Here is a 20,148-nt window from a genome sequence, read left to right as displayed (position 1 = left end):
TAATTATTTCAAAGCCTCAGCACCACTGACAATTTCAGTAATTTCAGTAGTGATTTCAGCTTGTCTTGCACGGTTTAATTTAGTAGTTAAATTAGAAACCAAGTCATTAACATTATCGGTTGCACTCTGCATCGCCGTCATTGAACTGGCATGCTCAGCAGTCTTAGCATCCAAAATAGCACCGTAAATTGTTGAACGCGCATATTGTGGAACCAAAGTTGACAAAACCGTGTTAATATCCGGCTTGATATCATATTCTAAATCTTTATGTGCTTCAGCTTCCTTGATGCCGATATCAATATCAACAACAGGGAGCATCTTCTCAACCCGAAATGCAGATGACAATGAATTAATGTGGTGGGTGTAGCAAACATACAACTCATCATAAACACCATTCAAATACATCTTAATCGCAGTTGATACAATCGGTAAAACCTCATCAAACGTTGGTACATCAGTTATTGCATCATTTTCATAAACAACATTTAAATTGTTCTTTTTGAAAAATTCAGCACCAACTGACCCAACAGCCAAAATTTTAATGTCTTTATTTTCAGCTTTAGAGTCTTCAACCAGACCCATCATATTCTTAATTACAGAACTATTATAAGAACCAACAAGGCCACGGTCACCAGTTATCACTAAATAGCCAGTTGACTTGACTTCCTTGCGTTCTTGTACCATATCGGAAACAATTCCTAAGCCAAAAACATTCTCATAATCAATTTTACTAATGTTGTCTTCGTCAGCGTTAACATTTTCTTGATGCAAATGACTAACAACTTGTGCACTCATCAAACGCGACAAAGTTTGCCGCACATGATCGTTATAAATAGTATAACCTTTATCACGTTTTTCAGTTTGATTTAACTTTGATGCAGAAACCATATGCATGGCTTCCGTAATTTTACCAGTTTGCTTAACTGAAGCAATTTTTTTCTTCAACTCAAGTAAAGATGCAGGCATAAACTACCTCCTATTTATTACTTGGTGAAAAACTATCAGCGAATTTGCTAATTGCAGCTTGTAATTCTTTCTCATCTGGTAATTCACCAGTTTCACGAATCTGCTTTAATAAGTCTGCTTGAGAACTGTCGAAGTTGTCGTACAATTCCTTTTCAAACCGAGCAATATCTTCAACTGGGACAGAATCCAAATAACCATGTGTTAAGGCATACAGGATTACAACTTGCTTTTCAACTGGAATTGGGGCATGCAAAGGTTGTTTCAAAACTTCAACAATGCGCCGACCACGATTCAATTTAGCTTGAGTAGCTTGATCTAAATCACTACCAAACTGCGCAAAACTTTCCAACTCATGGAAGGCAGCCAAATCAGTACGCAAAGTACCGGCTACCTTTTTCATTGCTTTAATCTGTGCACTACCACCAACACGAGAAACCGAATTACCGGCATCAATGGCAGGACGAGTTCCAGCAAAGAATAAATCACTTTGTAAGAAAATCTGCCCATCCGTAATTGAAATTACGTTGGTTGGAATATACGCTGAAATATCACCGGCCTCAGTCTGAATAAACGGTAAAGCCGTCATTGAACCGCCACCAAGTTCATCGCTCAACTTAGCACTACGCTCTAGTAAACGTGAATGCAAGTAGAAAACATCACCAGGATAAGCTTCACGACCAGGCGGACGACGGAGAAGCAAGGAAAGTTCACGATAAGCAACGGCTTGCTTAGATAGGTCATCAAAGACAATCAAAACATCCTTGCCATTGTACATAAATTCCTCGCCCATCGCTGTACCAGCATACGGTGCAATATAGAGCATCGGTGCTGGTTCACTAGGTCCAGCTTCAACAACAATCGTATAATCCATTGCGCCAAAGCGTTTCAATGTTTCTACTTCAGTTCTAACAGTTGATTCTTTTTGACCAATGAAGACATAGATACAAATAACATCCTGTCCCTTTTGATTCAAAATTGTATCAACCGCTAAACTTGTCTTACCGGTTTTACGGTCACCAATAATTAACTCACGCTGACCTCGACCGATTGGTACCAACGCATCAATCGCCTTAATCCCTGTTTGCAATGGTTGATTAACTGATTGCCGCTCCATAACACCAGGAGCAGTTGATTCAATTGGACGTGTTTTATCAGTCTTGATGTCACCTAAGCCATCAACTGGTTGACCCAATGGGTTAACTACCCGACCAATTAATTCCTTACCAACTGGCACACGCATGATTTGACCAGTTCTTTTAACTTGGTCACCTTCACGAATATTGTCAAAACTACCCAAAATAATGATACCAACATCATTAGCTTCAAGGTTTTGCGCAATCCCATAAGAACCATTGTCAAATTTTAACAGCTCATTAGCCAAAACATTGTTTAGTCCGTGAGCTCGGGCGATACCATCACCTATGTATGTGACAACTCCGACTTCATCAATATCGAGTTTGTCATCATAGTGTTCAAGTTGCTGCTTGATTAAAGAGCTAATTTCTTCTGCTTTAATGCTCAATGGTTTCACCTCTTTTAATCTTTATTAATTAACTGAACGCGAATCTTTTTCAGCTTATTTTTAACGGAACCGTCAATTAACCGATCACCGATCTGCAAAATGACACCACCTAAAATATCCTTATCCACCTGATTTTCAAGGCGAACATCTTTTAGGCCGTACTTTTGCGCATATGAACGGCTCAAAGCTGTTAGCTGCGCATCATCCAACTTAACTGCAGTAGTTGCAGTACCAGATGTAATCTTATTTGCTTCATCATACAAATCATTAAACCGATCAATGATATCAAGCAAATCGTTAAAGCGATTGTAGTCCAATAGAAAATTCAAAAAATTTTGTACTTCTGCTGTTAAGCCTTGCTCAATTACAGAAAGTGACTTTTTCTTTTCAATACTATTGAAAATCGGATCACTAAAAACGTTTAAGATTTGCGGATTAGCGGAAACAGCTTGTGCCAATTCTTGTAAATCCGCATGAACAGCAACCAAAGAATTCGTGTCCTGTGCATAGCCAAACAGTGCACCTCCATAACGTGCAGCTATTTCTTCTCTACTTAAGGCCATTATTCATTCAGCCCCTTAATGAATTGATTGACTAACTCTTTCTGGTCATCAGCAGATAAGTTCTTAGCAATTACTTTTTCTGCAATTGCAACTGAAATATCTGCGACTTGACCACGCGCCTCATTCAAAGCATCAGTCTTTGCTTGTGCAGCATCAGCCTTAGCCTTTTCATGAATTGAAGCAGCATCATCGTTAGCACTAGCCACAATTTTACTACTCGTCTTTTGCGCGTTAGTCTTTGCTTCAGAGAGAATCTGAGTTGCCTCTTGTCTTGAATTCTTCAAGGCAGCTTCACGTTCATTCGCCAAAACTTCAGCTTTTTTACGATCACTTGCAGCTGAATCTAAGTCCTCAATTACCTTTTGGCGCCGTTTTTCCATCATTTCGGAAACTGGTCCCCAAGCATAATGCTTAACCAGAACGAGCAAAATTGCAAAAACAATTAAATACCAAAGAGTATTACCAAGGTAAATATGACCTGAGGCTGCAAATAAAGTTTGAAATGTCATTTACTGCCCTTCTCTCTTTTTCAACCTAAATTCTTATTAGCAAAAATTAAAGGAAGAGAATCAGGAACGCAATAACAATTGCCAAGATTGGTACGGCTTCAATCAAACCAACACCAATAAACATTGTTGATCTCAAGTTACCAGCACTTTCTGGTTGACGAGCCATACTCTCAATGGTCTTGGTAATAACCTTACCGTTACCCCATGAAGCAGCTAAAGCAGCAAGTCCAGCTGCAACTGCTGCAGCGATATATTTAAAAGCTTGTGACATATTTAAACCTCCAAAAAATTATTCTTTTGTAACTTTTTTGCCAATGTATACCATTGATAAAGTTACGAAAACATATGCCTGGATAGAGCCAATGAAGACAGAGAAACCTTGCCAAATCATTGCAAGTGGCGCAGCTAAGATTAACGTTGAAATACCAAAGCTTGGAGCTAAACTATTTCCAATTAGTGTTAACAAAACTTCACCAGCATAGATATTCCCATATAAACGCAAAGATAGCGTCAAAAAGTTGGTGATTTCCTCAATCATATTAATGGGGAACAAAAAGCTAACTGGTGCAGCATAGTTGCGCCAATAACCACCAACGCCAAATTTTTGCATTCCAAACGTGAATGATAGAAGCAAGGTCATCATTGCAAACGACATTGTCGTCACTGGGTCGGCTGTTGGCGACTTAACAAACATATAGTCGCCAGCTTTGACTTCTAGGAACAAGCCAAGCATGTTCATAAACCAGATAAAGAGAAACAAAACGAAAGCATACAATGACAAATGTCTCTGCGCATCGACATCCCCAACATTATCTTTAACAATGTTATTAGTGAAGTCAAGTAGAGCTTCAAGGACATTTTGCTTTTTGTTAGGTTTCATTTCAACTTTACGTGAAAGCCAAATGCAGACAAATAAAACCACGGCTGCCATTAAAGTTGAGCCAATGATCCCTGTAAGATCAAAGTTTAAGCCCAAGAATTTAAAAACAAATGATTTCTCCATTACTTCGCGGACCTCCCTTCCTGTGCTCAATTATCGAACACTCATACAATATTAACACCAAACATTAATTTTGTGAAAAATGTAAGCGAATTCGAAAATTATTTTGTCAAATTAAAGTTATTTTGTCCCAAATAAACGGTCACCGGCATCCCCCAGACCAGGGAAAATATAGCCGTTCGGCAATAGTTTGTCATCTTCAGCAGCAGCGTAGATATCAACATCCGGATTTTCTTCTTGGATCGCCTTAACACCTTCAGGAGCTGCAACTAAAACAGCAAGCTTAATATCTTTAACGCCCCGCTTTTTCAAGGCTTCAATTGCCATGTTAGCAGAACCACCCGTTGCTAACATCGGATCAACAACTAAACATTCACGTTCAGCGATATCTTTCGGCATTTTACAGAAATATTCATGCGGTTTTAACGTATCTTCATCACGATACATTCCAATTACGCCAACTTTAGCTGACGGAATCATTTCCATTACTCCATTAAGCATTCCGATTCCGGCACGTAAAATTGGTACAATTGTCATCTTCTTACCAGCAATTTCTTTTTGAGTAGTCTTACCAATCGGTGTTTCAATTTCAACATCTTGCAATGGTAAGTCTCTGGTAATTTCATAGGTCATTAACCCACCGATTTCACCAACAATGCGCCGGAATTCATTCGAACTCGTTTCCTTACGTCTAATAATGGTTAACTTGTGCTGAATCAACGGATGATTCAAAACTGTAAATTTACCCATAATTCCTCCTTGATAAAATCAAATTATGCTTACCAAGTATTTTAATCAAAAAAGCAAAGGGTTTAAAGTCCTTTGCTGTAATTTTTTATTTTATTTGAAAATGATGACCAGCAGCAGCCTTATTTAACCGATTCATATAGGCTAAAGTTTCTTCACTACCGCTAAAACCTTGAACATAAATCTGCTTAATCTCTTTTTTATCGTCAAAATAACGGAGCCCACTAAACAAATTATGATCAGCAGCAGCCAAATTTTGACCCAAGCTAAATTTGTTTTCATCAGGTACAGTAATTTTGGCTAATTCAGTTTCAAGAGCCATTACACCTGTTGTTTTGTCAAACTTAATTTTGGCAAAATCACGCCCATCATCAACGACCATAACTGGTGCAGCTGGTGCATAATGACGGTACTTCATTCCCGGAGCTTTTGGCACATCTTGATCTGTAACTTTACCAGTATTGATTAAAACTTTTTCGCCTAACACCGCACTTAGTTCTTCTGGCGTAATTTCACCCGGCCGCAAAACAATTGGAGTTTCAACTGATAAGTCAATAATAGTAGACTCAAGTCCTACTCTAGTTGCACCACCGTCAATAATTCCAGCAATTTTCCCCTTCAAATCATGATAAACATGTTGAGCAGTAGTTGGACTTGGTTTAGTTGAAGTATTAGCTGATGGACCAACAATCGGCGAACCCAACTTAGCAATTAGGTCATGAGTCAACTTATCATCGGGACAGCGAAAGGCAACTGTATCTAAGCCACCAGTAACGGCACTTGGCAAACTGCCCGGTTTAACAAATAACAACAAAGTTAATGGACCCGGCCAAAATTGCTTGATTAATTTCTGAGCCCGTTCAGGCACTTCTTTAGCATATTTGGCCATCATGTCAGCATCTGCAACAGTTACAATTAACGGATTGTCACTTGGTCGCCCTTTAGCTGCATAAACACCCTTGACCGATTTTTCATTAGTTGCAATTGCCCCAAGACCGTAAACCGTTTCCGTTGGAAAAGCGACTAATTCACCTGCAGCCAATAATTTGACTGCCTCATCAATTTGTCCTTCAGAAAAAATTTTCGTTTCCATCTACTTATTCCACTTTCCATAAACCATACGTGGCTTACCTGCCATGTCATTTTTAAATTCAACCGTAAAGTCCGGTAATTCTTTGGCAAACAGTTCTTCAAGCTGCTTTTTTTCACTGAAACCATACTCTAAGAAAAACTCTCCATGACTATTTAAATGTTCACGAACTTGTTTGGCAAATTTTTGATAAAAATTAAGCCCATCTTTACCACCAAACAGAGCCTCTTTAGGTTCATTTTGCAAAACATTCTGATCCATAATATTTCGCTCAGTTTCCTTAATATAAGGCGGATTAGAAATGATTGTATCAAATTTTTCTAAACCAATTAAAATATTAGCCTTACGAACAGTAACATCAATATTATAGGTTAAAAAATTCTCTTCACTAGTTCTAAGAGCAGCATCAGTAACGTCAGATGCAAATAAATTTAGGGCGGTGATTCCCTTTTTGGCAGCTTCTTTAGCCAAGGCAACTGTAATACAGCCAGATCCTGTCCCCAAGTCAAGCACCTTATCACCTGTTTGCAAATGTTCTAAGGCCCAAGCAACCAATTCTTCAGTTTCAAATCGTGGAATCAAAACGCCACGTTGTACCATAATTTTATAACCATAAAACCACGAATAACCTAAAATATACTGCGGTGAAGTTCCTTTAGCTAGCTTCTTAATATCTTTTTGTGCCTGTTTTAATTGGTCAGGTGTTAATTGGTCATCCTGCTTTAGTTCAAATTCACTAGGCGTGAAATTTAAACGTTCAGCTAATAGAAATTCCACATCTTCTTGTCTTGCTTCTGGTGCTGCTTCAACAGCCCAAACACGTAAATCTTTTAAGGTTTCAATCTTAGGCATTTTGGTCAGCCAGCTCCTCTAATTGCTTAGTTTGATTGTACAAAATCAAAGCATCAATGACTTCTTCAAGTTCGCCATTCATAATTCGGTCAAGCTTATTCAAAGTCAAACCAATCCGGTGATCTGTTACCCGATTTTGCGGATAATTATAGGTTCTGATCCGTTCTGAACGATCACCAGTACCCACAGCATTCTTTCGCTTAGCATCATATTGATCCCGGTTTTGACTTTCATAATAATCATAAACCCGTGATTTCAAAATTTGCATTGCCTTTTCCCGATTTTGCTGCTGACTACGCTGATCCTGCATCGCAACCACAATTCCAGTTGGTAAGTGCGTCATCCGTACAGCACTAGAAGTTTTGTTAATATGCTGACCACCAGCACCACTTGAACGATAGACATCAACCCGAATATCCTTAGGATCAAGATCCAAGTCAACTTGCTCATATTCAGGCATTACCGCAACTGTTGCAGTTGACGTATGTACCCGACCTTGCGATTCAGTTACAGGAACCCGTTGTACTCGGTGAGCACCATTTTCGTACTTCAATTTAGAATAAACTTTGTCACCAGTAATCATAATCGCGATTCGTTTATAACCGCCGACTTCTGTCGGTTCACTATCAACAACTGACACCTGCCAATTTTGCCGCTCAGCATATTTTTCATACATTCTAAGCAAATCACCAGCAAATAAGGAAGCTTCATCCCCGCCAGCAGCACCACGAATTTCCATAATGATGTCCTTATCATCATTAGGGTCTTTTGGCAGCATTAAGATTTTAATTTGATCTTCAAGATTGGTAATTTCTTGTTCAAGGTCGTGATTTTCTTCCTTGGCCATTTCAACCAAGTCACCATCACTTTCACTAGAAATAATTTCTTTGTTATCAGCAATTTCTTTCTTATCAGCCTTATATTTCTTGTATTTCTGCACCACTTCGCGCAAATCAGCCTCTTCCTTAGAAATTGCCATATAGCGCTTAGTATCATTAATGACTTCTGGATCAGCCATCATTTCCTGCAGCTCCTCATAATGAGCTACTAAGCCCTCAAGTCGTGCCATCACTTTATCCATACTTATCTATTCCTCTCTATCTCGCCATTCCTGGGTGAAAATAATGAAAACGGCAAACCGGATAATAACTTTCATCACCGCCAATTTGAACTTGTTCGCCCTCATAAACAGGCTTACCATTGTGAATACGCAAGTTCATTGTAGCCTTGCGACCACAATAGTGGCAAATTGTTTTAATTTCCTTAATTTTATCTGCAAAAATTAGTAAGTATTTACTGCCTTCAAATAATTTGTTTTGAAAATCATTTTTGAGACCAAAGGTCATCACCGGAATTTTAAGCTCATCAACAATTCTGGCACATTCTAACACATGATGTCGCTCTAAAAACTGTGCCTCATCAATAAAAACACAGGCAATTGGACCATCACCATTTGCTTCATCTTCAACACTTAGTTTTTGAATATAATTGAAGATATTTGTGTCATGCTCGATCGGCACAGCTACTCGATGCAAACCGATTCTTGAAGCAACAACACCTACACCACTGCGGTTGTCAACGCCACTCGTCATCAAAGCAATTTTGCGACCCTGGGCTTCATAATTGTGTGTATCCTTTAGAATTTCAATCGTTTTGCCACTACTCATTGCACCATAGTGAAAAAATAATTGTGCCATTTTTTGCTCCTTTGTTTAAATTAAATTCACCTAACTTAACTAGTATAGATGAAAATTGAATTATGTGCAGTTAAATCGTCATGAAAACTCGTTTTCACCTCGACGCTATGCTATAGTTATAATGATTTTAAAGTGAGGGATAAAATAAAGATGAATCTAAAATCAGGAATTGCCAAGGCCGCTGGTAAATCAAGCTATTGGTTTCTTCATAATGTATTAAAAGGCGGTACCAGTTTTCCCGGTAAATTAGCGATGAAAATTGATCCGCAGGTGTTGAATGCACTGGCACATGATTATGAAACTGTCATTGTAACTGGGACTAATGGTAAAACGATGACGACATCATTAATTGTTGCTGCATTAAAGCAAAAATATGGTGATATTTTAACTAACCCGTCAGGCTCGAACATGGAACAAGGAATTGTAACTGCCTTCTTAGCTCACAAAAAAAATGCAGCTACCCGTAAAATTGCCGTACTTGAAGTTGATGAAGCTAATGTCAAGATGGTCACTGAATTAGTCCATCCTAGTTATTACGTCTTGACTAATATTTTTCGTGACCAGATGGATCGCTACGGTGAAATTTATACAACTTATGCCAAAATTGTCGACGGTATTAAGCTAGCTCCTAAGGCAACAATTATTGCTAATGGCGATGCCAGTATTTTTTCATCAGTGAAATTGCCTAATAAGAAAGTATTCTACGGCTTTAATTTGGATTCTGAGCAAAAGGATAACGATACTAAGGCCCCAGTTAATACTGACGGCGTCTTATGTCCACAATGTGACCACGTTATTCACTTTCATGACCGAATTTATGCTAATCTGGGGAATTTTTTCTGCCCTAATTGCGGCTACCATAGACCTGATTTAAAGTATAGTGTAAATCAAATTACGTCCCAAACACCGAATAAACTTGAATTTCAAATGGGAGCCAAAAATTATTCGATCAATATTGGTGGGACTTATAACATTTATAATGCTCTAGCTGCTTACTCTGTTGCTCGTGAGTTCGGTTTAAATGATGATGAAGTTGCACAGTCATTCGCTAATAACAAACGAGTTTTTGGTCGGCAAGAATTAATTAATTATGCTGGTAAGGATATTGATTTGATTTTAGTTAAAAATCCGGTGGGGCTTGACGAGGTACTGCACATGTTAAACACAGAACCAGATGATTACTCATTAGTTGTGCTACTTAACGCCAACCATGCAGATGGGATTGATACCTCATGGATTTGGGACGGCCAATTTGAAGAATTAAATCATGAGCAGATTAAGCACGTCATTGTTGGCGGTTTGCGTCGTAAAGACATGCACTTTAGGTTAGAAGTCGCTGGCTTCAACCTTGATAACATGACAGTGGCTAAAGACAACGATGATTTAATCAGGCAAATCGCTAAGCTGCCAACCAAAAAAGTTTACATTTTATCAACTTATACTGCCCTGTTAGCCTTACGTAAAACTATGGCTGAAAAGAAAATTATTAAGGCGGGAATGTAACAGCTAAAAAAGACAGTTCTCATGATCAAGAGCTGTCTTTTTATTTATATGAATTTATTTACCGCTAAAAACTGGAAAGTTGCTTGAAGAACTATAATCCTTAATATGAGGAATTGCTTTGAGTAACTGCATATCTTCCGGAGAAATGGTAAAATTTACTTTCCGATTGGCGGCAATATGTTTAAGAATTCTGCTCTTAGGTAGCGGCACAGTTCCTAACTCTAAACAATATCTGATAGCTAATTGGGGAATTGATACCTGATATTTCTTTGCCAACTTGATTAGCTGCTCATTTTTCATCATTTCTCCATGAGCAATCGGCGAATAAGCTTCTACCAAGAGACCCTTTTTCTGACTGTAATCAATTAATTCGAAGTTCGTATTACCAATATGCGTTAATAACTGATTAACTACTGGTTTAATCGTACAATTTTGTAGAATATTATCTAAATCAACCTCTTCAAAATTAGAAACACCAATTGAGCGAACTTTACCAGCCTGCACAGCTTCTTCCATTGCCTGCCAAACTGCTAAATTTTCCGCAAAATAATGATTAGTGCCATGAAATTCAGCCCATGGCTCAGGAGCATGAATTAGCAATAAGTCAATATAATCCAAATCTAATTTTGCTAGCGATGTATCAATCGACTTTTTAACCGTTTGGTAATTCTTATAATTAGCTTCCACTTTAGTTGTAACAAAAAATTGCTCACGTCATTTTGGCGGAAGCCCTGTAAATTAGGATAACCCAAGAATATTGTTAACAATCAATACAGTTTTTAATTCAATAAATTACTTCAGACACCATTTTAGTACCTCAACTAGTTGAGCCTGCTATAATAAAAGAGTGTAACAGCTTTACCTGCTTACTCCCTTTCTATGTTGGGTTATTTCTTGAACTGGTCATACAAAACCATGAAGAAATTAAGTTAGCTAGTATGCCTGAAAATGAATGATCTCTATGAGGCTAAACCTCAAAAAGTCCTAAGGCTGATTACTTTAGGCAGTCATTAAAATTATCCCCTGTTAACGCAGAGGATTTTTTAATACCGTCGCAAAACACGACTGAATAACATTTCGTTATCCAGCAAGGTTTACGGCGATTTAACTTGAACAAACAATTTAACACCCTAAAGGGATGCACCGAATGTTGTAACCGAATTGCTGATTTTCAACAAAAAAAGAAGCCTTTTTAGGCTCCTTGAGGTATCTAAACTAATAGATAATTAAATTGCTGAACACCTGGTATTATAGCACTTTTCAGCACTCAACTATACCAATTTTAAGATATTTTGATTAATCCATCATTGCCAAAAAATTTGCACCGAATTTTGCACCGATTTATGCTTTTTCGGCTGATTTCAGTTAATTTCAAAAAATCGTAAAAAATAAAAATGTCTTAATATCAACGCTTATGGCTAGTTGAAACTAAGACAAATCATAAATATTGGGATATCCGGGCTCGAACCGAAACATGCAGGAACCAGAAACCTGTGCCTTACCATTTGGCTATATCCCATTAATAAAAATCACCCGTACGAGAATTGAACTCGTAACTCCACCTTGAGAGGGTGGCGTCTTAACCATTTGACCAACGGGCAAAATCAACATTAACAATTATGCTAGAAAAAGTACTTCTTGTCAAGACATTTTTTAGTTATAATAAATAATAAGATTTTTTGTAAAGGATAGAAATTACATGATTGATTACTCAACCACCCAAAACCTAATTGAATCAATGGTTTCAGAACGAATTGTACCAGGCGTAAATTACGCCTTTATCAAAGACAAGCAAACTTTCACTTCAACTGTTGGCTTCGCCAGTATCTATCCTGAAGTAAGTCAGCTTAGTCCCTTTGCAGAATATGATCTTGCAAGTTTAACCAAGGTCATCGCTACAGAGAATATTTTACTAAAATTATACGCAGAAGGCAAACTAAATTTTTCTGAACCACTACACGATTTTATTCCTGAATTTACTGACAAGCGAATTCGCCTATTTCACCTACTCACTCACACAAGTGGTATTCGTGGTTGGATTGCACATCGTGACCAATTAAGCCATGATGAACTGATTGATGCCATTATTCATTTGCCAGTCACAGATGAATTTGAGCACAAAATGCGTTATGCAGACACTAATTTTGTTTTATTAGGATTAGTTATCAAAAAAATCTTTAAACAACCAGTTCAAGAAGTTGCTACCAATGAAATTCTAATACCCGGTGGTCTTACTGAGACCACATTTAAGCCTAGTAAAAGCAGTTGTGTCCCTACTGCACTTTATAACGGACAAGTACTGCAAGGAATACCCCATGACCCTAAAGCCCGACAATTAGGCAGTGATTGTGGTTCAGCTGGCCTTTTCTCAACAATGGCAGACTTAATCAAAATTAGCAAAGGCTATCTTGGACTTGACCCCAATATTTTACCTTTCAGTCAGGACGTTGTCAGCCAACTATTTGAAAACAAAAATCCAGCCGGCCTTAAACCCCGGTCTTGGGGGTGGGATCTGCGTTGGGATCCTAAATTTCATTATCCACTCATCTTACATACGGGTTACACTGGCACATTAATGCTTCTCGATCGTATCAAAAAGACTGGCTTAATTCTCTTGACTAATCGTGTCCATCCAACTGGACATAATCAAATCTTTCTTGCAATGCGCGAAAAAATTATTCAAAGTTTTTTAATTGAAAATGACAACTAAAAAAGATGGTCTAGAACAAAATCCAAACCATCTTTTTTTATTTCTCACAATCTTTTTTATGTGGTAAAAAGTGCCAAATTAAATCAACAACTGCATCGAACAGCATCCCACCAGCCATCCAATACATTGAAAACATCATTCCACCCGGAGTGAAAGTATAGTAAGCAGCCAAGCCAAAAATAATTACATTAATAATTTTGATAAATAAGTTATCACACATCATTTAAAAAAACTCCTTTTACTTAATCAACTAGATCAATTATACCTAATTTTTTCAATATTGAAAGCGGTTTTTATGTTCTTTAATTATGATTTGATAATATTATACAAATTTACTTCTTTGAAGTGCATCGTTATCAAATGTTTACAAGCGTAAGCATACGAAAAATATTTTATTTTAGTAATCAATGACAGCTGGTAAAAGTAATAAAATCTGTATGATGTAATTTAATTATTATTTTGCTTTTTCTAGTTGGAACATTTTTAGATAACTTAACATGATTATTATACTTACAATAATTAACACAATAAATGCCATTCTACTGCCTTGAGCAGTTAACAGAGCATAATTTCCTGGTCTTTTTTGCCAAGCAGAAATAATTGCCGCCATTGCTGTTGTCCCTAGTGAACCTGCATACTGCTGTCCAGTTTGAAAAACAGCTGTCGCATCAGTCCGTAATTCCTCTGGTTGCAGTTTAGATGCTTCAGCCATCGTATTATTAAAAGCTAATTGGCGCCCTATAATCATGATGCCATAAAACAAAACGACCATTAACGTGGAAATTTTCAAACTAAAGATGGCAAATAAAGTACATGCAATTATACAAAATGTCGCACCAGTTAACAGCGGCATTTTGGCACCTTTTTGATCATATAAATGCCCAAACCACGGATTAAGAATACCACTTAAAATACAACCCGGTAACAAAATTAAGCCGCCAATTAGTGAACTAGAATGATTTACAATTTGAACATAATTTGGTAGCGTAAAACTTGTCCCAATGTTAATAAATTGCAACAAAAGATACGAAATCATAGCATAAATAAATGCTTTATTTTTAAAAACCGCCAAATTAATTAATCGTTTTTGACTATGCTTAACTGATTTAACAAACAGCCACACTAACACGGCAACAATAAGCAGTCCCAACCAAAACCAAACATTAGCCAGACCATTGCCAATTTGATCAAAGGTTAAACTAAAAACGATCATGGCAGCTGCAATTAGGCCATAACTTAACCAATTAAATTGCGGCCGCTTTTTAGCATGATATTGTTCAATTACAAAAAAGCCTAGCAAAAGAATTGCAATTCCAATTACAGCAACAATGTAAAAAATGAGCGGCCAGCTAAAGAAGTAGACGATCGTGCCCCCAAATGTTGGACCAAGTGAAGGCGCTAAAATAATTACTAGGCCCGTAATTCCCATATAAAAGCCCCATTTATCTTGCGGCATTAATTCAACTACCAGATTAAACATCAGTGGAATTGATAATCCTGCACCAAATGATGAAATTAGTCTTCCCGCAAGTAGCAGCCAAAAACTCGTTGCCTTAGCTGCAAGTAAAGAGCCAATAATAAAAGTAATTGCCGCTGTTAAAAATAATTGCCGTGCAGAAAACCTTTCATTCAAATACGAACTAGCAACCATAATTACTGCAATCATTAATAGATAGCCAGTTGTCGTCCATTGCACTAGACCTAAACCAATATGAAACTGGCGCATCATCACAGGAAAAGTCACATTTAAGCTTGTTTCTGTCAAAATCGATACAAAGGCCATTAATGCGCAACTAATAATTGCCAAGATATGTTTTACCGTTACTTCTTTTTCTGTCATTAAAATTTCCTCCTTATTAAAAAAGGTAAAAGCATAACGCTTTTACCTTTTTTAGTACTACTTTAAGTCATGATAATCGCCAATAATGAGCCAAAATTTTTTGCAAAGCTGGCAGCAAAATTACAGCAACAATAGCACCTGCTACACCTTGAATCGTATTAGTTAAAACACTAAAAATTCCAGCTGCAGTTGAATATAAAATCCAATTGGTAATGTAATAGCCAATAACCATTACAATTATTCCCACAATTATCGCCAAAATAATCTGCGGCCAGTTATTACTGACTTTATTTGACTTGGCAAATAAACCAACCAATAATCCTTCTAAACCATGAACAATTAGTGAAAAAATCATAAATTGACCGTATCCAGAAAGCAAATCAAGCAAAAAGCCAGACAAACCGCCAACCAGTAAACCAGCCCATGGACCTAACGATACGGCTGCCAAAAAAATTCCTGTATCACAAAAATTAATATCACCGTGTGTAGCCGGAATTGGAATTATTAAGATACGACTTAGAACAACATTTAATGCTGTTAGAAGTGCTAAAAAAACTAGTTGTCCCAAAGTTAACTTGTTTTTACTATAACCTGCCATAATCAATACCTCATTAAAATACCAATATTCGCACGCTTAAAACTTATTAAATATTTTAAGTGAATTATCGTATTTTTAATATTTATTTAATTAAAAACCAATTATAGTTAAAAGTAAAGCCTAAGTAGTAACTATTATTTATTAAAACGTGCAGTTAAATCATCGTGCAGTTCTTCATAACCAGGTTTGTTCAACAGACCAAACATATTACGCTTATACGCTTCAACGCCTGGTTGATTAAATGGATTAATCCCGTTTAAATAACCAGAAATTGCAATTGCTAATTCAAAGAAGTAAATCAAGTAACCCAATGTATGTTCAGTTTGATCAGGAATATTAACTGTCATTACTGGAACACCACCATCAGTATGGGCTAACACAACGCCTTCATAAGCACGTTCATTCACATAGTTCAAGCTCTTACCAGCCAAGAAGTTTAATTGATCCAAATTATGATCATCAGATGGAATTTCAACATCATTTGCTGGATTTTCAACGCGAATAACCGTTTCAAACAAGTTCCGCAAACCTTCTTGAATATATTGTCCAAGTGAGTGCAAATCGGTCGAGAAATTAGCACTGGATGGCCAAATTCCCTTATTATCTTTACCTTCAGATTCACCCATCAATTGCTTGCACCATTCACCAAACATTCTTAAAGTTGGTTCATAATTTTCAACAATTTCAGTTGTATAACCTTTACGATAAAGAATATTACGCAAAGCAGCATATTGATACGGTGTTGCTTTTGTTAAATCAGTATCCTGGTAATCACTACGAGCATCAGCTGCACCTTGCATTAATTGGTCAATATCAGCACCTGATGCAGCAATTGGCAATAAACCAACAGCAGATAAGACACTATAACGACCACCAATATCATCAGGTACAACAAATTCTTCATAACCTTCGGCATCAGATTCGGTCTTTAAAGCACCCTTGACACGATCAGTAGTTGCATAAATCCGCTTTTGTGCTTCTTCTTTACCATATTTCTTAATTAATTTAGCTTTAAAAATTCTAAAGGCAACGGCTGCTTCAGTTGTTGTTCCTGACTTAGAAATAACATTAACACTGAAATCTTTATCACCAAGCCATACCATTAAATCGTGCAGGTATGAACCAGAGAGTGAATTACCACAAAAGACAATCGTTGGGTATTTTTCTTTGCCTTTACCATAAAAGGCACTGTTCAAAAACTCAATTGCTGCTTGGGCACCCAAGTAAGAACCACCTATTCCAATACAGATTAAAACTTCTGAATCACTCTGAATCTTCTTAGCGGCCTTTTTAATTCTACTAAATTCATCTTTGTCATAATTAACAGGCAGATCAACCCAGCCTAGGAAATCACTTCCAGCGCCAGTGCCGTCTTTTAACTCTTTATCAGCAGCATTAACTAATGCTTGCATCTCGCTTAGTTCATTTTGATGAACAAATGGTGTCAGTTTCGTGCTATCAAATTTAATCAAACTCATAAGTACGCTTCCTTACTAAATAAAATATTTATTTCACAAGAACATTCTAACAATCTTATTTTATAAATACCAGCTATTTTTCATTGTTTTTTCAACTTTCCACGTAAATATTTGAACACTAAATACACTAAATATCCTAACACTGCCCCACAGGTATTGAAAAAGACATCATCGATATCACTAACCCCAGTTTCTAATAAAAATTGCATCCCCTCAATAAAAACTGACAACAATATTCCTGCTAAAAGAACACGAATAAAAGTTTGTTTTTTTGAAAAAACAAACGGTACTAAAAAGCCAAACGGTAAAAAACATAAAATGTTGCCTAACGAGTTGTAAAAGAAATCAACTCGACTTTGTGCATAAATTAGTTTCCATGTTTCTTTCAGAAAAACCAAATTAATCTCACTTAACGGCCGATTAAAGTAAAAAGTCAGCTGCCACGGAAAATACGTGTTGCGAAAAGTGGTCAACATCAACAATAAGATTATGTAAAAGGCAAACAACCAAACAGTAGCCTCAGATTTAACCGTTCTACGCCGTCTAATTAACATTAGCCACAACAAACGCAACACTGCAAAAAGCAAAAAATATAAAATTGTCTTATCAATTGCCAACATTGTCAGTTTAATTAACGCAAAGTGGTTAATTTTCGTGGCACAAGCTTGGGCAATGAAATTATAAAGCGGCCCTAAAAAAATCATGTCTTGCTCAATTCCTCAAAATAAAATCCATTTAAATTATACCTAATTTTATCCTGTAAAATGTTTAAAAAAAGACTAATAATCGCGAAAAGATTGTCTAGTACTCATTAAACCTTTAAAATTAACCTATTAAAGGAGCGTTCAATTTGAAAAAGAAAAATCTCATTCGTTTCATGCAAAGCCGAGCAGGCTTCTTTACCCTGCTTGTATTGCTTTTTGTCGTGAAATATATTTTTGCCGCCTATCACGACTTTAATTTGGGCATTTCTGATCCCTACCAGCATCTTATCATGTGGCTCAGTCCTTTAGGATCAGAAATCATTCTTTTGAGTATTGGCTTTTACTTTCCTAAGCCAATAGTTTCTTACTGCGTCATGTTAGTGATGGACTTTGCTAACACCTGTTTACTCTTTGCTAATATCCTTTATTACCGGGAGTTCTCCGATTTTATTACGGTCAAAACGATTGCCAATACTAGCAAAGTAGCCCCTGGCTTAGGTAAAAGTGCCGTCTCCCTATTACAGCCGTCGGATATCTTACTATGGCTTGACCTAATTTTAGTAATTGCCTTATTAATTGCTCATAAGATTAAAATTGATCAAAAATCTTACGGCCTGCTGACGCCATTTGCGATTACTTCATTTGGGATTTTTGTTTTGGTTCTAAATGTTTTTTTGGCCGAATCTTCAAGACCACGACTTTTGCGTAATACTTTTGACCGTGCTTATGTTGTTAAATATTTAGGACTTGACACCTACACCATTTACGATGGCATTAAGAATGAACAAACTGAACAGGTTAATCGTAATGCGAATGCTGCTGATCTTAACAAAATTTTGAGTTTTACTAATAAGAATAAGATTCCCGCTAATCCCAAATATTTTGGTAAAGAAAAAGGTAAAAATGTCATTGTCATTCACCTTGAAAGCTTCCAGCAATTTTTAATCGGTTTGAAAGTTAACGGTCACGAAGTGACGCCTTTTCTTAATTCGCTTTATCACAATAAGCATACTCTCAGCTTTGCTAATTTCTATCACCAAGTTGGTATTGGTCGTACCAGTGATGCTGAAAATATGTTAGAAACTGGTACTTATGGTATTTCTGACGGCTCGCTGTTTACCGCACTTGGCGGATCGAATACTTTTCAAGCGGCCCCACAAATCTTGCATGATCACGGTAATTATACGTCCGCGGTCTTCCACGGAAATGTTGGTACTTTTTGGAATCGTGATGATGTTTATAAAAATATGGGTTATAACTACTTCTTCGATCAAAATTACTTCAGTAATGATAAAGATGACAAAAAAGAATATGGCGTCAAGGACAAACTACTATTTGCAGAAAGTATCAAGTATCTAGAACAAATGCAACAGCCATTTTATACCAAATTTATCACAGTAACTAATCACACACCATTTTCAATGGATGAACAGGATTTAGATCCCCATTTTAAGACTACTGATACTAGTGATAAGACTATCAATAATTATTTTGAAACTGCTCACTACCTTGATCAAGCCGTACATGAATTTTTTAATTATTTGAACAAGTCTGGCCTAGCTAGGAATACGTTAGTTGTCATTTACGGTGACCACTATGGCCTAACTAATTCCGAAAATCAGACTTTGGCACCCATTGTTGGTGAAAGTTCTGATACTTGGAGCAGTTTTAATGATGCCCAAATGCAGCGAGTGCCATTTATGATTCATGCAGCCAATTTAAAAGGTAAAATCAAACATGAAGTTGCTGGTGAAATTGATGTTTTACCTACTCTTTTGCACTTATTAGGAATTTCTAATCAAGATTACATTCAGTTCGGCAGCGATCTATTAGCACCACGATATCAGCCTTGGATAGTCTTCCGCAACGGTACCATTGTCAGTCAAAAATATATTATTATCGGTGCTAAAGGTAAAAAAGGAACGGTGTATGAGCGGCGAACAGGTAAACAAATTATCAATTTTACTAAACAAGAAAAAATTGAAATAGCTGCACTAGCCAAAAAAGCTAAGAAATCACTTAAATATTCTGACTTATTAAATAACCATAATTTATTACGTTTCTATACTCCTGATGGTTTTAGTCCCGTTAATCCTAGCCAATATGATTACCTAACAAATTTCCAACAAATGAAACGAATTCAAGCTAAACTTGGCCGCAAGTCAACTGCCTTAATTAGTAAACGGCACAAGACAACCACCAATCTGTACAAAACTGATGCAATCGAGCTGCAGGGCCGTAAAGCTGAAATTACAACCGTACCTGAATCGGTGCGCGACAATCACTTAAGCGAAAAGAAAAATAAGTCTAGCCAAAGTTCAAAAAAGTCTTATAATTAGAATTTATAAAAGCAAATTTTTGAAGGAGTA

General features: G+C 36.9%; 20 protein-coding genes and 2 tRNA genes. 3 read left to right on the top strand and 19 right to left on the bottom strand.

All coding sequences use genetic code 11. The annotated features are described in order from the left end of the window. Window positions 1-3: 3 nt before the first annotated feature. The 11 genes from OZY43_RS03570 to OZY43_RS03520 form a co-directional block, all read right to left on the bottom strand. Window positions 4-966: a F0F1 ATP synthase subunit gamma gene (locus OZY43_RS03570; protein ID WP_277166030.1), complete on the bottom strand. Its 963-nt coding sequence runs from the start codon at window positions 964-966 to the stop codon at window positions 4-6. A gap of 10 nt (window positions 967-976) precedes the next feature. Continuing rightward, window positions 977-2,488: a F0F1 ATP synthase subunit alpha gene (gene atpA, locus OZY43_RS03565; RefSeq protein WP_277166028.1), complete on the bottom strand. Its 1,512-nt coding sequence runs from the start codon at window positions 2,486-2,488 to the stop codon at window positions 977-979. 14 nt (window positions 2,489-2,502) lie between these two features. Beyond that, on the bottom strand, window positions 2,503-3,051 hold the full coding sequence (gene atpH / locus OZY43_RS03560; protein WP_277166026.1) for an ATP synthase F1 subunit delta: 549 nt from the start codon (window positions 3,049-3,051) through the stop codon (window positions 2,503-2,505). Then, window positions 3,051-3,560 carry a F0F1 ATP synthase subunit B gene (gene atpF / locus OZY43_RS03555; RefSeq protein WP_277166024.1) on the bottom strand — a complete coding sequence of 170 codons (510 nt, stop codon included), beginning with the start codon at window positions 3,558-3,560 and terminating at the stop codon, window positions 3,051-3,053. Before atpF ends, atpH begins: the two co-directional genes overlap by 1 nt. A gap of 46 nt (window positions 3,561-3,606) precedes the next feature. After that, window positions 3,607-3,831: a F0F1 ATP synthase subunit C gene (gene atpE / locus OZY43_RS03550; protein ID WP_277166022.1), complete on the bottom strand. Its 225-nt coding sequence runs from the start codon at window positions 3,829-3,831 to the stop codon at window positions 3,607-3,609. Window positions 3,832-3,849: 18 nt separating this feature from the next. Continuing rightward, entirely contained in the window at window positions 3,850-4,563 is a 714-nt protein-coding gene (gene atpB, locus OZY43_RS03545; protein ID WP_277166020.1) for a F0F1 ATP synthase subunit A, read from the bottom strand. A 117-nt stretch (window positions 4,564-4,680) separates the two neighbouring features. Then, the gene (gene upp / locus OZY43_RS03540; protein WP_277166018.1) at window positions 4,681-5,310 is read right to left on the bottom strand and encodes a uracil phosphoribosyltransferase; all 630 of its coding nucleotides are present in this window, start codon (window positions 5,308-5,310) and stop codon (window positions 4,681-4,683) included. Window positions 5,311-5,395: 85 nt separating this feature from the next. Then, the gene (locus tag OZY43_RS03535) at window positions 5,396-6,400 is read right to left on the bottom strand and encodes an L-threonylcarbamoyladenylate synthase (protein WP_277166016.1); all 1,005 of its coding nucleotides are present in this window, start codon (window positions 6,398-6,400) and stop codon (window positions 5,396-5,398) included. Next, entirely contained in the window at window positions 6,401-7,249 is an 849-nt protein-coding gene (gene prmC / locus OZY43_RS03530; protein ID WP_277166014.1) for a peptide chain release factor N(5)-glutamine methyltransferase, read from the bottom strand. After that, window positions 7,242-8,330 (bottom strand): peptide chain release factor 1, encoded by a 1,089-nt coding sequence (gene prfA / locus OZY43_RS03525; RefSeq protein ID WP_277166012.1) that lies wholly within the window; start codon window positions 8,328-8,330, stop codon window positions 7,242-7,244. Before prfA ends, prmC begins: the two co-directional genes overlap by 8 nt. Before the next feature lie 16 nt (window positions 8,331-8,346). Continuing rightward, window positions 8,347-8,946, bottom strand: coding sequence for a thymidine kinase (locus tag OZY43_RS03520; RefSeq protein WP_277166010.1), 600 nt, complete (start codon window positions 8,944-8,946; stop codon window positions 8,347-8,349). Between the two features lie 150 nt (window positions 8,947-9,096). Between OZY43_RS03520 and OZY43_RS03515 the strand changes: the two genes are divergently transcribed. Further along, window positions 9,097-10,449, top strand: coding sequence for a Mur ligase family protein (locus OZY43_RS03515; protein ID WP_277166008.1), 1,353 nt, complete (start codon window positions 9,097-9,099; stop codon window positions 10,447-10,449). A 54-nt stretch (window positions 10,450-10,503) separates the two neighbouring features. On the opposite strand, the gene OZY43_RS03510 is transcribed toward OZY43_RS03515, so the two are convergent. The 3 genes from OZY43_RS03510 to OZY43_RS03500 all read right to left on the bottom strand — a co-directional run bounded on the left by OZY43_RS03510 (window position 10,504) and on the right by OZY43_RS03500 (window position 12,050). Beyond that, entirely contained in the window at window positions 10,504-11,136 is a 633-nt protein-coding gene (locus OZY43_RS03510) for an aldo/keto reductase (RefSeq protein ID WP_277166006.1), read from the bottom strand. A 760-nt stretch (window positions 11,137-11,896) separates the two neighbouring features. Continuing rightward, window positions 11,897-11,968, bottom strand: a tRNA-Gln gene (locus tag OZY43_RS03505). A 10-nt stretch (window positions 11,969-11,978) separates the two neighbouring features. Beyond that, window positions 11,979-12,050, bottom strand: a tRNA-Glu gene (locus OZY43_RS03500). 98 nt (window positions 12,051-12,148) lie between these two features. Here OZY43_RS03500 and OZY43_RS03495 point away from each other — a divergent pair. Beyond that, window positions 12,149-13,159, top strand: coding sequence for a serine hydrolase domain-containing protein (locus OZY43_RS03495; protein WP_277166004.1), 1,011 nt, complete (start codon window positions 12,149-12,151; stop codon window positions 13,157-13,159). 37 nt (window positions 13,160-13,196) lie between these two features. On the opposite strand, the gene OZY43_RS03490 is transcribed toward OZY43_RS03495, so the two are convergent. The 5 genes from OZY43_RS03490 to OZY43_RS03470 all read right to left on the bottom strand — a co-directional run bounded on the left by OZY43_RS03490 (window position 13,197) and on the right by OZY43_RS03470 (window position 17,779). Continuing rightward, a complete protein-coding gene (locus OZY43_RS03490) occupies window positions 13,197-13,382 on the bottom strand; it encodes a hypothetical protein (protein ID WP_277166002.1) in 186 nt (61 codons plus the stop codon). Window positions 13,383-13,613: 231 nt separating this feature from the next. Continuing rightward, on the bottom strand, window positions 13,614-14,999 hold the full coding sequence (locus tag OZY43_RS03485) for an MFS transporter (protein WP_277166000.1): 1,386 nt from the start codon (window positions 14,997-14,999) through the stop codon (window positions 13,614-13,616). Window positions 15,000-15,066: 67 nt separating this feature from the next. Further along, window positions 15,067-15,597 (bottom strand): ECF transporter S component, encoded by a 531-nt coding sequence (locus tag OZY43_RS03480; RefSeq protein ID WP_277165998.1) that lies wholly within the window; start codon window positions 15,595-15,597, stop codon window positions 15,067-15,069. A 134-nt stretch (window positions 15,598-15,731) separates the two neighbouring features. Further along, complete coding sequence (locus tag OZY43_RS03475) at window positions 15,732-17,075, bottom strand: glucose-6-phosphate isomerase (protein ID WP_277165997.1); 1,344 nt, start codon at window positions 17,073-17,075, stop codon at window positions 15,732-15,734. An 80-nt stretch (window positions 17,076-17,155) separates the two neighbouring features. Then, on the bottom strand, window positions 17,156-17,779 hold the full coding sequence (locus OZY43_RS03470) for a VanZ family protein (protein ID WP_277165995.1): 624 nt from the start codon (window positions 17,777-17,779) through the stop codon (window positions 17,156-17,158). Window positions 17,780-17,925: 146 nt separating this feature from the next. Between OZY43_RS03470 and OZY43_RS03465 the strand changes: the two genes are divergently transcribed. Continuing rightward, window positions 17,926-20,118 (top strand): LTA synthase family protein, encoded by a 2,193-nt coding sequence (locus OZY43_RS03465; protein WP_277165992.1) that lies wholly within the window; start codon window positions 17,926-17,928, stop codon window positions 20,116-20,118. Window positions 20,119-20,148 lie beyond the last annotated feature (30 nt).

This window comes from Lactobacillus sp. ESL0785, from assembly GCF_029395455.1.
GTDB lineage: Bacteria > Bacillota > Bacilli > Lactobacillales > Lactobacillaceae > Lactobacillus.
The sequence above is the reverse complement of the archived record's forward strand: the minus strand, read 5'-3'. Positions and strand labels throughout refer to the sequence as shown.